This is a genomic window from Kushneria indalinina DSM 14324, from assembly GCF_003385845.1.
Taxonomy (GTDB): Bacteria; Pseudomonadota; Gammaproteobacteria; order Pseudomonadales; family Halomonadaceae; genus Kushneria; species Kushneria indalinina.
In genome coordinates, this window is sequence record NZ_QRDJ01000007.1 from 386,740 (window position 1) to 399,829 (window position 13,090).

At 57.4% G+C, this 13,090-nt stretch carries 16 protein-coding genes and 1 pseudogene; 14 read left to right on the forward strand and 3 right to left on the reverse strand.

Annotated elements, in window-relative coordinates; all coding sequences use genetic code 11:
• Nucleotides 1-462: 462 nt before the first annotated feature.
• The 3 genes from C8D72_RS08370 to C8D72_RS08380 all read right to left on the reverse strand — a co-directional run bounded on the left by C8D72_RS08370 (nucleotide 463) and on the right by C8D72_RS08380 (nucleotide 6,027).
• Complete coding sequence (locus tag C8D72_RS08370; protein WP_115853957.1) at nucleotides 463-2,175, reverse strand: ATP-dependent nuclease; 1,713 nt, start codon at nucleotides 2,173-2,175, stop codon at nucleotides 463-465.
• Between the two features lie 955 nt (nucleotides 2,176-3,130).
• Complete coding sequence (locus tag C8D72_RS08375; protein ID WP_211308816.1) at nucleotides 3,131-4,204, reverse strand: phage portal protein; 1,074 nt, start codon at nucleotides 4,202-4,204, stop codon at nucleotides 3,131-3,133.
• On the reverse strand, nucleotides 4,201-6,027 hold the full coding sequence (locus C8D72_RS08380; protein ID WP_245955200.1) for a terminase large subunit domain-containing protein: 1,827 nt from the start codon (nucleotides 6,025-6,027) through the stop codon (nucleotides 4,201-4,203). Before C8D72_RS08380 ends, C8D72_RS08375 begins: the two co-directional genes overlap by 4 nt.
• 146 nt (nucleotides 6,028-6,173) lie before the next feature.
• On the opposite strand from C8D72_RS08380, the gene C8D72_RS08385 reads away from it, so the two are divergent.
• The 14 genes and pseudogenes from C8D72_RS08385 (at nucleotide 6,174) to C8D72_RS08445 (ending at nucleotide 13,087) form a co-directional block, all read left to right on the forward strand.
• Complete coding sequence (locus C8D72_RS08385) at nucleotides 6,174-6,998, forward strand: GPO family capsid scaffolding protein (protein ID WP_115853959.1); 825 nt, start codon at nucleotides 6,174-6,176, stop codon at nucleotides 6,996-6,998.
• A gap of 11 nt (nucleotides 6,999-7,009) precedes the next feature.
• Nucleotides 7,010-8,038, forward strand: coding sequence for a phage major capsid protein, P2 family (locus C8D72_RS08390; RefSeq protein WP_115853960.1), 1,029 nt, complete (start codon nucleotides 7,010-7,012; stop codon nucleotides 8,036-8,038).
• Between the two features lie 2 nt (nucleotides 8,039-8,040).
• On the forward strand, nucleotides 8,041-8,766 hold the full coding sequence (gpM, locus tag C8D72_RS08395; protein ID WP_115853961.1) for a phage terminase small subunit: 726 nt from the start codon (nucleotides 8,041-8,043) through the stop codon (nucleotides 8,764-8,766).
• A 111-nt stretch (nucleotides 8,767-8,877) separates the two neighbouring features.
• Nucleotides 8,878-9,348 carry a head completion/stabilization protein gene (locus tag C8D72_RS08400; protein WP_115853962.1) on the forward strand — a complete coding sequence of 157 codons (471 nt, stop codon included), beginning with the start codon at nucleotides 8,878-8,880 and terminating at the stop codon, nucleotides 9,346-9,348.
• The gene (locus C8D72_RS08405; protein ID WP_115853963.1) at nucleotides 9,348-9,557 is read left to right on the forward strand and encodes a tail protein X; all 210 of its coding nucleotides are present in this window, start codon (nucleotides 9,348-9,350) and stop codon (nucleotides 9,555-9,557) included. The genes C8D72_RS08400 and C8D72_RS08405 overlap by 1 nt, the downstream gene beginning before the upstream one ends.
• Before the next feature lie 12 nt (nucleotides 9,558-9,569).
• The gene (locus tag C8D72_RS08410; protein WP_115853964.1) at nucleotides 9,570-9,923 is read left to right on the forward strand and encodes a putative holin; all 354 of its coding nucleotides are present in this window, start codon (nucleotides 9,570-9,572) and stop codon (nucleotides 9,921-9,923) included.
• Nucleotides 9,920-10,255, forward strand: coding sequence for a phage holin family protein (locus C8D72_RS08415; protein WP_211308817.1), 336 nt, complete (start codon nucleotides 9,920-9,922; stop codon nucleotides 10,253-10,255). The genes C8D72_RS08410 and C8D72_RS08415 overlap by 4 nt, the downstream gene beginning before the upstream one ends.
• Nucleotides 10,252-10,743 (forward strand): glycoside hydrolase family 108 protein, encoded by a 492-nt coding sequence (locus C8D72_RS08420; RefSeq protein ID WP_115853965.1) that lies wholly within the window; start codon nucleotides 10,252-10,254, stop codon nucleotides 10,741-10,743. Before C8D72_RS08415 ends, C8D72_RS08420 begins: the two co-directional genes overlap by 4 nt.
• Nucleotides 10,740-11,144 (forward strand): annotated as a pseudogene (gene lysB, locus C8D72_RS08425) (Rz-like lysis system protein LysB); the annotation flags it as partial. The gene C8D72_RS08420 and the pseudogene lysB, both read left to right, overlap by 4 nt.
• Complete coding sequence (gene lysC / locus C8D72_RS17840) at nucleotides 11,065-11,280, forward strand: Rz1-like lysis system protein LysC (protein ID WP_425453270.1); 216 nt, start codon at nucleotides 11,065-11,067, stop codon at nucleotides 11,278-11,280. The pseudogene lysB and the gene lysC, both read left to right, overlap by 80 nt.
• A 2-nt stretch (nucleotides 11,281-11,282) precedes the next feature.
• Complete coding sequence (locus C8D72_RS08430) at nucleotides 11,283-11,534, forward strand: hypothetical protein (protein ID WP_115853967.1); 252 nt, start codon at nucleotides 11,283-11,285, stop codon at nucleotides 11,532-11,534.
• Entirely contained in the window at nucleotides 11,531-12,010 is a 480-nt protein-coding gene (locus C8D72_RS08435; protein ID WP_115853968.1) for a phage tail protein, read from the forward strand. Before C8D72_RS08430 ends, C8D72_RS08435 begins: the two co-directional genes overlap by 4 nt.
• Nucleotides 12,003-12,455 (forward strand): phage virion morphogenesis protein, encoded by a 453-nt coding sequence (locus tag C8D72_RS08440; RefSeq protein WP_115853969.1) that lies wholly within the window; start codon nucleotides 12,003-12,005, stop codon nucleotides 12,453-12,455. The genes C8D72_RS08435 and C8D72_RS08440 overlap by 8 nt, the downstream gene beginning before the upstream one ends.
• Before the next feature lie 86 nt (nucleotides 12,456-12,541).
• Nucleotides 12,542-13,087, forward strand: a complete 546-nt coding sequence (locus tag C8D72_RS08445; protein WP_115853970.1) for a phage baseplate assembly protein V — start codon at nucleotides 12,542-12,544, stop codon at nucleotides 13,085-13,087.
• The last annotated feature ends 3 nt before the right edge of the window (nucleotides 13,088-13,090 follow it).

The following is a 13,090-nucleotide window of genomic DNA, read 5'->3' on the forward strand; positions in this document are numbered from 1 at the left end:
AATGCAGGTGCTTTAGCATTTCAGCAACGTCTACCTAACATCAAAGCTTGATGGTCATCACCTAAGGCACTTGCTTTCTTTTTATAGTTCACCAACAGTACGAATTTAACTTCAAATTATCAGGTAAATCTAATTTTAAAACAGATTGAACAGCACCATCCTTACTAAGCAATCTGGTTAACAACAGATCTCACCGTACTATTACCGGTCTAATTATTAAGGTACCGAGGTGGAAAACAGCTAATTAAACATAATATTAAAAACGTACCTGCAAACCAATTAATTTAGTTCAACATGAAGGCCATGTGAGGTATAGGTCGTTAACAGACGAAGCAACAATTTTAGATAGCAAAAAAACTGTTCATCAAAATTTGACGGTAGCATTTCAGCCACCGCCATTGAGGATAATATTTATTTCTAAAATTCAACATCTACTTTTAAGGTTAAATTTCATTTGGCTTTTTAACTTCCTATCGAGGCCAGCTCATTTTCAGGTATGCCATAAACGTCACGACAAACTTTTTTTAGCTTAGAGACAAGCTCTGCATTAAAACCATTGACTTCAATATTGTTCTTCTCGACCCAATATCTGTAAGGATTATCTTTAACACTTCCATGGACTATTCTTTGGATATCTTCACATTTGTAAAACTCCTTAAATATTTCTCTTAAGGGTTTTCCTGTTACAGAATCACGTCGGACATAATCCAGTAAGCAAAAATCCTCTGTTGCTTCGTTTTCTGTAATACCCAACCTCTGGGTAATAGCTCTTGCATTCCTTAAAAAGACATCTTTACTAAACCCAATACTATTATGCTCCCAATAATAATCATCTCTAGGAAGCTTAAACAGAAACTCAAAAAGCAATTGATCCGGAGGAACCATGCCCGGCAATTTGAGGCAAGTTTTTTCTACACCTTTTGTATCGGCATCAGCATCCAATATAACAAGACTGTTTTTTGAAAACTCTTTGACGCCAGCTTTAATCAAAGTTGTATATTGCTTGCAGCCCAAGCTAACATCTACAACTTTAAAAATAACTTTATTAATACTACGCTTCCTCACAATGGCATTAAAAAAATCATTTGCTTCAGAATCTTCGAAATATACATTTACTCTAGGAAGTTTTTTACCTGTTTTTTTTGCCGCTCCAGTCGTGACCGTATGCAAATCAGAGAATATTTCAGCCCAGCCCCAGTCATGCTTAGCTTGTATCTCGCCAAAGGTATTAGTTAGATAGATAGTTTTATATTTACTAGCATCTCGTTCAGAGTATTCTTTTACTTTTTCAATTAACAATGGGGAATGAGACGTCATTATAATCTGAATATTGAGATCTCTAGTAACTTTGGCTAGCAACTCAACAAAATCTACTTGGGCAGCTGGAAACAGCCCTGCATCAGCTTCATCTATAAGTAGCAGCCCGCCATGATAATCGGGATATTCTTTTTTAAGCTTCTCGAAAGACATTAAAGCCAAAACAAGTTGGCCAACATTATCCTCTCCTACGGACACTGAATCCTGATCATAATTATCACCATGAGCCACTGCTGATTTCACATTACCATCTGTGGCCGTGACATCACTTAATCTATCATTATTCAATATTTTTGAAGACCAGTCTCTAAAAGTTTTTTTGTTTTCTTCTAGATAGTTTATATCTTTTATTCTATATTTTTTTCGCTCACTAACAGGTATAAGCCTAGAAAGGCTGAGATATATAACTGGGTGAGTTACATTACGACTGGTATTTTTTGAAGACAAACTGGGTATATTATCTCTGACGACGGGGCGAGCTTTGGATCTATCATTAGACTTATAAAGCCTCAACTTCAATCCATCGATTTCTTGTTTAAAAGCTCCATCATAAAGATCAATTTCTATATCCATCTCTCCTGGATTATCATGTTTCTCAGATATTCTGAAATGGTTCGCAAAAGCCGATTTAAAATCAGACCCGCTAATAGTTTCGTATGCAAGCGGCTCGCCAGGGTTTTTAGAAAAATCTGAATCAAAACTAAATATTTGAGCTGCGACACCTAGAATAGTAGATTTTGATGTGCCATTTTTTCCGCAAATCAAAGTTATTCTTCTGCCTAAATCAACCTCCAAACCTTCTAGGCTCCTAAACTTATTTATCCTGATTTTTTTTAGATACGTGTATTGGCCAGACATTTTAAATCTACCTATATGCTATACTCTTCTCCAAAGGTAACACTTTATAACAAAATTTAAAACATTTGTTAATTAATATTTTTTAATAAAAGCCACCCCCTATATCTAAAGCTTGCAATCAGCAAATCAACTATCTTTGAAAAACTCCTTGGCGACATGTGACAAACCTATTCGAAAGCATGCTTATTATATCGTAACTATTAGCGACTATAACTTATCAGGTTTTCTTAATAAGGGATTAAAAGCCATCAAAGAAAGCAATAACAAGTAGTTTTTAAAAGGCCCAAACAAAAAAAAGGCCCGGCGCATATGCGCCGGGCCTTTGAAATCTGCGGGTGCCGGTAAGTGGACTCGAACCACCGACCTACGCATTACGAATGAGATATAAGGGCCGCCTGTGGCGGGAGTTATAGGCCATGAGCCCAGAAAACACCGGGACTGAGGCTAAATGCGACTATTCGCAACAAACCATGGTTTGGTGCACCGAGTGCACCAAAAATGCACCATGAAACGGGTAGGCTGGAACGCTTGGGAACGGGGTCGGCGGTAAAGCCTCACACTAACCCCACACAAGCAATAGTGTGGGCGCATGAAATGCAAGGAAACGCACGGAAAACACTATCGCAAAAACCACCGCGCGGCCCGCATGGCGGCTGGCTCGCGGGAAGGTGCAAGGGTGCAATAAAACAGACCCATTTAGCGCGCAGGCGGGGCGGGGAGTCGACGGCGCGCCGTGGGGTAAAATGGCCTCGCTATGGGGTCAGGCTGGACGCCTGCCGGGCTGGCGCGAAAAAGCCAGACCCAAGGCCGAGAAAAGCCAGCGCCGCGCACGCGGCAATACAGGCCGGCCAGCGTCGACAAATACGAACGCTAAAGTTAATGCGTCTCAATCGAGATAACCGTGCGGGCACAAAAAAGCCGCCCATCGGGCGGCTGATGATCGAGGAGCTGCTGGTCACATGACCGGATCGCCCTGCTGCTCCTTCCCGCCCAGCTCATAGGGTCGGAACCTCACCACTTCCTGACCAATGATGTCGTTGATCTCCAGGAACACCGACTGCAGCGGGTCCAGTTCATTGGCAACGAACACGCGCGCCGCTTTCTCGATGTCACCGAACCCGCCCGTGTTGTTCGGGATGATCCCCATCAGCTGCGGCGGTACCCGGTGGCCGGCCAGCGTGTCATCGCGGGTGATGTTCTTGATCCCCGCGAACTCGTCTTTCGCCGCGACCTCCGAGATCGGGATAATCTGAACGCCGTCTTTCTTGCCTCCAGGCGAATGCAGGAAAAGATTGCGGAAATTGCCAACGCCCTTCGAATTCTTGAGCGCGTCCCGCATGGCATCGATGTCTTCCTGATTCTGCGCGGCATCGCTGACGTACATCACAAAGCCCGCATGGCTGCCGTTCAGGTAGTAGCGCCGGCGAAACAGCGTGGCGTTTTCATTCAGCATGATCGACTGCAGCGCGCCCATGTAGTCCGGCACGCCATAGATCTCCTGATTGATGTCCGGCTCGATCAGATGAATCATCGAATCGCGCTCGAACTCGACCGGCTGCTGCCAGTTGCTCACCCACCAGAAATGCCCCTCCTCGGTACCGCGTCGCACATATTTGGCCCGCGCCGGGCGCAGCCCGATCAGACGCCCCAGACGACCATAGACCCGTTCGATATACGCATTGCCGAACACCAGATAATCAGTGACCAGCTCGCGGAACGCCTGCCGGCCCAGCAATGGATGCGGGATAAAGCTGCGCGTCAGGATGTTGCGCTTCACCTGCAGCCCGCTGCCGTGGTGCGCCGTCGCCCGGTACATTTTCGCCAGTGCCGCCAGATCCACCGGCGGCTCATACCAGCGGGCGTTGGCCATCCAGCAGCCGGTATAGAGGAAATCGGCCAGATCGGTGACAGGCACCGGCTCGCCGAAGGTAAACGCCTCGGGTCTCGCCGGGGCGGGTGACGGTGCTGCACCCTGCGGCTCGAACTGCGCATACATGCGATGGCGTGGCTTTGCGGTCTCTGCGGTCATCCGTAAATCTCCATGATCGAGCCACCGCGCTCGCCCTCGGCGAGGACGTCGATGGGCTCATTGCTAAGGGCGTGCATGGTGGCCCACGCCAGATCGGCGTGGCCGGTCTGGCCATTGCGGCCAGCGGCATACGTGAACTGCCGACCGCTTGCGGTCAGCTCGCGTCGGATCGCGGTAAACGACTGCGCGATGATCGTGTCGCGGGCGTCAAATTCCAGGCGACCGCGGTCGATGATGTGCTGCGCCTGACGAACCAGCGCAGATTTACTGTCAGGGGTGTAGCGGTGTCGGGTGACGCGCGGGAACCATTTCGCGACCAGCTGCGCCACCGCGTCGCCCATCCCGTTGGTATCAATGCCGATGTACTGGACGTTATAGCGTCGGGCCACTTCGCGGATGTACTCGGCCTGCGCCTCATAGTCGTGGCCCTTGAGGCGGTGCTGCTCAAGAATCCGGTGCCGGTCGTTGCGGTTTTTGGCCGGGGCCAGCACGATCAGGCCGGCGCCGTCGCTGCCCTCACCCTCGCCCGCCGGGTCATAACCAATCCACACCGGCTGATCACCGAACGGACGCTGCGCGAACGGCTTCCAGTCACGCCAGATATCCCAGCTATCGACCATGCAGCGCTGCATGCTCATCATCGGGAACGCTGACTGACTGTCGTCGACGAACTCGCACATAAGCAGGTTCGCGAATTCATCATCGCTGTACTCCAGGCGCAGCTGATCGATGTCGAACAGATCACAGCCACCGGCCATCGCATCCTGAATCGTAACGATCTGGCGCCACTGGCCATCGGCACACCGGGCACCACCGGCCAACGCCGAATGGCTGACATCGATCTCGACCTTCTCGCCTTTCTTGCGGCGCTTGTTGAACCGCTCGCCGGTCCAGAACGGATACGCCTCATGAGCCACAGATGAAGGCGTGCTGAAATAGGTCTGCTTCCATTTCTTGTGCATCGCCATGCCGGACGTGACCTTGCGGAACTGCTCAAAGCCACCGATCCAGAAATACTCATCCAGGTACGTGTCGCCGTTGTAACCCTGCGCCGTCTTGGCGTTCGTGCCGAGGAAATGAAGTTTTGCCCCATTGGCCAGCACGATGGGGTCGCCCTTTAATTCCACGCCCGTCGTTTCTTTGACGAACTGCACGATGTAGTTGCGGAAGATGTGAGCCTGCGCCTTGCTCGCTGACATGAAAATCTTGTTCTTGCCCGTCTCCACCGCATCGGCGATGGCCTCGCGGGCAAAAAACCACGTCGCGCCGATCTGGCGGGACTTGAGCAGGTTGCGAATGCGCTCATGCTGGCCGGCCCGGTACCAGTGGCGCTGGTACTCGAACAGCGACGCCTCGAACGCTTCCACGATCTGGATCACGCCCTCATCGCCGACATCATTGCGCGCCGGCTTGCGCTTTTCGCCGGCGTTGCGTCGCTCGATGTTCGGATTGAGGTCGCCTTCCTTGCCGCTTTCCTCGAACTTGTGAACCCGAGCCAGCCGCTCGATCTGCCGGCCCAGCAGGTCGATCTCTTTGAAGTCTTTCCCCTCTTTCTGCTCTTTCGAGATCAGCATCACCAGCCGCGCCTCTAATGCGCCCTCGACGCGCTGGGTCGATGTCGCCTCATCCCACTTATCGCGGGCTTTCCAGCTGCTGATGGTATTAGGGGAGAGGTTCAGAAATTCAGCGATGCGCCCGACGCGCCACCCCATCCAATAGAGATGGCGCGCGGAGAGTTTCGCGGCGTCCGGGCTGTCCAGCGCCGCGTCGATTTCAGCGGGATTAAGTGGGTTTGCAGTCATGGTCTGGCCGTCGGTTGTCATGCGGCCAGCGTACCGACGTGCCGGGTGCCTATATCGGGGCACGGCTTGTAACGCCCACTTTTACAACGCCAGCGCGTTGAGCCGGCGGCGATCTGCGCGGAACCTGACGCCCATACAGTACCTGTTCAGTTCCCGAGGATTACTCAATGCCCTGGCATCGCATCGCAACAGAAGGCGCCACCACCGACGGTCGCAAGATCGAGCGCAAATGGCTCGAACAGATGGCCGCCAATTTCAATCCCGAGAAGTACGGCTGCCGCATCAACCTTGAACACATCAAGGGCATTCTGCCGGATAGCCCCTTCAAGGCTTACGGCGATGTCGTAGGGCTGAAAACCGAGGAAAACGACGAGGGCAAGCTGCAGCTTTTCGCCGATCTCGACCCAACCGACGAACTGAAAGCGATGAACAAGGCGCGCCAGAAGGTCTACACGTCGATGGAAATCGAACCGGATTTCTCGGATACCGGCGAGGCCTATCTGGTCGGGCTGGCCGTTACTGACTCGCCGGCATCGCTGGGCACCTCAATGCTGCAGTTCAGCGCCGGCGCTGGGGCTGACTCACCGCTGACCAGTCGCAAGCGGCGCCCCGAAAACCTGTTCAGCGAGGCGGTCGAGGTCGACTTTACCGCCGGCATTGATGATCCCGAGCCCGAGCACAGCAAAGGCCCGTCCCTTTCCGAGCGCGTCAAAGCGATGTTCGCCCAGCACCGCAACAAGACCTCCGGCGATTTCGCCGCCATGCGCGATGACCTCGAAAAAACCATGGGCATGTTCGTGCAGGAAAACGCTGACCTGCGCACCGAGCTGGCAAAACGCCCCAGCGCGGAGCAGTTCAACGAGCTGAAAACGGCCCACGAACAGCTTAAGACCGCGCATGACGAGCTGTACGCCACGCTCGACAAGACGCCCCGTTACAAGTCCCGCACGCCTGCCACCGGCGGCAACGGCTCCATCGAAACCGACTGCTAAGAGACGCTTACATGCGCACAACTACCCGTAAACAGTTCAACCAGTACGCCCAGCGTCTCGCATCGCTCAACGGTGCCGAAAACGCGTTCTCATCGTTCGACATCGACCCGAGCGTGCAGCAGACGCTGGAAACCAAGATTCAGGAATCCAGCCAGTTCCTGACCCGCGTCAACATGACCGGCGTGCGCGATCTGGTCGGCGAAAAGCTTGAGCTGGGTATCACCACCCCTATCGCCGGGCGTACCGATGTCAGCCAGCGCGATCGTAACCCCATCGATCCCACCGGTCTGGAAAAGCACGACTACCGCTGCGAATCGACCGAGTTCGATACGGCTCTGCCGTGGGCCAAGCTCGATGCCTGGGCAAAGTTCCCCGATTTTCAGGCCCGTGTGCGCGACGCCATCATCCGGCAGCAGGCGCTGGATCGCATGATGATCGGGTTCAACGGTGTCCGCGCCGACAAGCAGACCGACCGCGCGAAAAACCCGCTGCTGCAGGACGTCAACATCGGCTGGCTGCAGCAGTATCGTGCCCACGCCGCTGCCCGCGTCATCAACGGCACGACGCTGGGCAAGGGTCACGAGTTCCAGAATATCGACGCCCTGATCTATGAGGCCGTCAATTCGCTGATCGAACCCTGGTACCGCGACAGCACTGATCTGGTCGCCATCGTCGGACGCTCGCTGATGACCGAGAAATACCTGCCCAAGATCAACGAGCATGAAAAGCCGACCGAATCGCTCGCCCTCGACATGATCATGGCCCAGAAGCGCATGGGCGGTCTGAACGCCCTACAGGCACCGTTCATGCCTGATGGCACGGTGTTCATCACTTCAATGGAAAACCTGTCGATCTACTGGCAAGAGGGCTCGCGCCGTCGCTATCTGAAGGACAAGCCGGAGCGCAAGCGCGTCGAGAACTACGAATCCAGCAACGATGCCTACGTCATCGAGGATTACGGGTTCGGCTGTCTCCTTGAGGGCATCACCCATGCAGATGCCCCCGAGACTGAAACCACCGACACCACCGCCGGGGCATAACCATGGTCAGCTCGCTGCGTAAACACTACGAGCGCATCACCGCCGCGCAAGCGGCGGCGGATGCCGGTGATGAGGTCATGCACGGCGACGCCTACCACCTCATGCAGGCCCAGCTCTGGGAAGACTATCGCCGACTCAAGTCGGTGCAGTCGGTCGAGCGCAAGATCGAGATCAAGCGCGAGATCCTGCCGAACTACTCGGAATACGTCGCCGGCGTGCTGGAGGCCGGCCGCGGTGCCGAGGACGAGGTGCTGATGCGCATCATGCTGTGGCGCATCGACGTGGGCGACATCACCGGCGCCCTGCCGATTGCCCGCTACGCCATGCAGCACCAGCTCGATCCGGGCGAGCAGTTCCAGCGCTCGACGCCTGCGATCCTCGCCGAGGAATCCGCCGATCAGGCGCTGGCGCTCACTGATGACGATGATTCGCTGCTCGAAGCCCTGATCGAGATCAATGAACTGATCGAAGGTCGCGACATGCACGACCAGATCCGCGCCAAGCTGCACAAGGCCATCGGCAACGGCTACCGCGCATGCGGTGATATGCCCGATGCCCTGACCCACTACCAGCGCGCGTTCGAGTTGAACGACCGTGTCGGCGTCAAGCAGGACATCGATCGCATCGGCAAAGCGCTCAAAAAGCAGGCAGAAGAAGCCGGCCAGCAGGATCAGGCAGCCCAGCCCGATCAGCCGGACCCGCAACCCAACAACGCCCAGCCGGGCTAACCGAGTCGACCCGCGACGTCCAGGGGGCACGGTGATAACGCAGGGCCAAGCGCCTATCGCCGCATCACCGTCCACCCCCTGTATTAACGGGATAAAAACCGAGGTGACGCCATGAGCAGTTTCGCCCCCACCGGCAACGCCAGCGCCCGCGCCGCCGAGCCCATCGTCAATAACGGCTTTTGGCCGACCATCGACCCCGCTGAATTCCGAGACGCCCGCCGCATCGACGGCACCGTCACGCCCCCGCGTGTGCAGGATGCCCTGCTGACTGCCATGGCCACCGTCAATCGCGTGCTGCGCCACTGGCAGACGACGCAGATCGACGCCGGCCATCAGCAGGTGCAGGACGTACCGACCCCGCGCTGGCACCCGCCGGGCGTTTATCTCGCCCTCTACCGCCGCGCCGTCTATGCCACCGCACATGCCGCTATCGCCGAGGCGTACCGCGACTATGACGCCACGGCCAGCACCCGCGACCGGGGCGACCTGCAGGAGTACGCCGGCGAAAGCTATCGACGCGATGCGTCCTGGGCGATCAGCGAGATCATGGATCGGCCCCACGTCACGGTCGAGCTGATCTGATGGCCAGAACCGTGCGCGCCCAGCAAAACGACACCCTCGATCACATTTGCTACCGACATTACGGGCGCACTGATGGCGTGATCGAAAGAGTATTCAAGGCAAACCCCGGTCTCTGTGACCTCGGCCCGATCCTGCCCATGGGCACCGCCGTCACGCTGCCGGACATCAATACACAACCGAGCCGCACACGCGTGCAGCTCTGGGACTGAGCCGAGATCACTATGGCCGAACCATCCACCACCGCAGTCGCCGCCGGTACCGCCGGGCTAACGCTGGCCAGCCTCATGATCGGGCTGGATGTCAGCGCCCTGATCGGCGCATTCGCCGGTGCCTCGCTGTTCGTCGTTAGCGCGCGCGAACTATCGATCCTCGAGCGCCTGATCTATCTGCTGATTTCGATTCTGATGGGGTATCTGGTCGGGCCGACGCTCGCCCGGCACTTCTGGCCCAGCTGGGACACCACCGCCCTGCCCGCATTTCTCACCGCCGTGGCCGTCGTCACATTCAGTCTGCGCGTGATCGAGGGCGTCAAATCGCTGGATATCAGCCGACTATTTCCGGGAGGCCGAAAATGAGCCCGTTTTTCCTGCTGCCCCTGCCCGAGGACTACGCATGGATGATGGTGCAGCCCCAGCAGCTGCCCACCATCCTCACGCTCATCATCGCGCTGGCCATCTGCGGCCGGCTGCTCACCTACCGCCGCCATGGCGCCCGTTTCCGGCGGCGCATTTCGTGGCTGGCCTATGGCCTGTTCGTGGGTAGCGGCACGCTCGCCATCCAGATTCTGGCCGGGCGTTATATCGCCCTGCCCATCAGCTGGTCGTTTGTGATTCTGCTCGGCGTCTGCGCCGTGCTGGTCTACCGCGCCCGCGGCAACGTCGCGCACATCGTGAGGGTCAACGCATGACATTCGAAAAAGCATTCGAGCGCCTGATCGGTCACGAAGGCGGCTACGTCAACCACCCGGATGACCCGGGCGGCGCCACCAAATGGGGCATCACCCAGCGCACAGCGCGGGAGGCCGGCTATCACGGCGACATGCGCGACCTAACCCGTGACCGTGCCCGCGAGATCTACCTGACCGGCTACTGGCTGCGCGCCAAGTGCGATCAGTACCACGGCGCCATCGGCTATCAGCTGTTCGACATCGCCGTAAACAGCGGCATCGGCAACGCGATCCGCATGCTGCAGCGCGCGGCAGGCGTCGCTGATGACGGCATCATCGGTCCCGTCACGCTCGCGGCCATCAACGCCCATGACCCGCTGGCCCTGATCGTGCTGCTCAACGCCGAGCGGCAGGCGTTTTATACCCGCCTCTCAACGTGGGAAACGTTCGGCAAGGGCTGGTCGCGGCGCGTCGCCGAAAACCTGCGCTACGCGGTGGGCGATACGTGAACCGCCTCATCATCAGCGGCGTCCTGATCGCCGGGCTGACTCTCGGCGGCTGGGCGCTCTGGCAGCGCGGCAACGCCGCGAGCGAACGCGCCGACCGGATCGCCCAGCAGCGCGACACGGCACAGCAGGAAAGCCAGCAGCGTCAGCTGGTCATTAATGCCCTGTGGGACAACGCCCGCCGCCTCGAATCCCAGCGCCGTGCGCTCGCCGATCAGCAGACCGAGCTGGCCCGCACCGCTTCAAGCCGCCTCGAACAAATCAGGGAGATCCAACGTGAAAACGACGAGATCCGCGAATGGGCCGGCACTCGCCTGCCTTCTGATGTTATCCGGCTGCGCCAGCGCCCCGCCGTCACCGGCGCCGACGCTTATCGTCAATCAGTGCGCGACCCCAGCGCCCTGCACCCTGCCGGCCAGTCACCCGGCCACTAACGGCGAACTGCACCTGCAGCTCGAACAGACCGAGAACGCCTGGGCGATGTGCGCCGCCGAAGTCGACGCCGTCATCCAGTGCCACCAATCAAGCGGGAGCGAGTAATCATGCTGGGCTATCTGACGCAGGAAAAAGCGCTGTCGCTGGGGCTGACCCACCACGCCAGACTCTATGGCCTGATCCCCTGCTACGTGGGGGGTATTCGATCCGGCATGCTGCTGCTTGAGTTCAAACACCCGGCGCTGGCCATGGTCAAGGTGGCTCTTGATCCGCTGTACATGCTGGCCTGCTGGGTATCCGGGCGCGAACAGATGATTGGCATCCAAAGGAAAGGGCCGATCAGGAGAAAGCGGGCATGAAAAAACTGACCGCCCTGCGCCAGTACCTGCTCGACGCCATCCCGCATCTGCAGCGCGATCCCGATCAGCTGCTGACGTTCGTCGAGGACGGCACCATCGAATTTGCCCCGGGGCCCAACCTGTCACACGGCTACACGTTTACGGCGCAAATCGTCCTGACCGATTTCGCCGACGACCTCGATACCGTAATGATCCCGCTGCTGGATTGGCTCGCTGTCTATCAGCCCGATTTAATACCCGCCGAGGCGTTAAAATTTGAGGCTGAAATTCTTAACAATGACGCCGTCGATCTCGCCCTGCGCGTCCAGATCACCGAGCGCGTCGTCGCCAAAAAGAATTGCGACACCGGCCAGATCAATATCAGCCACCGCATGCCGCGCTTTGACATCGAGACCTGCGGCCCGCGCCGTTGGCAGCTCATGGCCAATGATCGGCATCTGAGCGACTACGTCGAGCCGGAGGGTGCCGATGGCTGACAACATCGAACGCCTCGAAGACTGGGCCGCGCCCCTGCTGGAAAAGCTCAACGCAAAAGAGCGCCGCCGGCTGGCCCGCGTGGTGGCCACCGACCTGCGCCGCTCACAGCGCGAACGCATCAAGGCGCAGAAAAACCCCGACGGCACCCGCTACGCCCCGCGCAAGAGTCAGGATCAAAAAGGCGCGATCCGGCGTAAAGCGATGTTCGGCAAATTGAGAACGGCCAAATACCTGCGCGTGCGCACCAGTGCCCAAGGCGCGGAGGTCGGCTTTTTCGGGCAGGTGGCCAGCATCGCGAAAACGCACCAGTTTGGTCTGCGCGACCGCGTCGCGATCAACGGACCCCGCGTCCAGTACGAACAGCGCGAGCTGCTGGGCTTCACCGACCACGACCGCACAGTGCTGCGCGATTCCCTGCTCGATCATCTCAACCGCGGGCTGTAACGCCCGCTTTTACAACGCCCGCCGCTCGCATCCAGTACCACACCTGCCGACGATAGCCGCATACCCGAATACCACCCGGAGCGCCGATGAACCCCGTCGAACTCGCCCGCCTCATGCAGAACATGATCCGACTCGGCACCATCGCCGAGATCGATCACGCCGCCGCGCGCGTCCGTGTCACCACCGGCGAGCTGCTGACCGATTGGCTGCCATGGTGCGAGACCCGCGCCGGGCAAACCCGAACATGGAACCCGCCGACCGAGGGCGAGCAGGTGCTGCTGCTGGCCCCCGGCGGCGAGCTGGCCGGAGCCGTGGTGCTGGGCGCCATCAACAGCAACACCCACCCGGCCGCGATCGATGACCCGAACCTGACGCGCTGGGACATGCCCGACGGCGCCGTGATCGAGTACGACCACGCTGGCCAACACCTGCGCGCGGATCTGCCCGGCTCGGCAGCCATTACCGCCCCTGCCGGCGTCACCGTCACCGGCCCGGTCTTGATCGAGGGCACCCTGCACGTCACCGGCAACATCATCACCGATTCTGACGCCGTCGCGTCCGGCATCAGCTTGGTCAACCACAAAACGACCGGCGTCAAATCCGGCTCGGATAAATCGGGGCCACCACAATGAGCG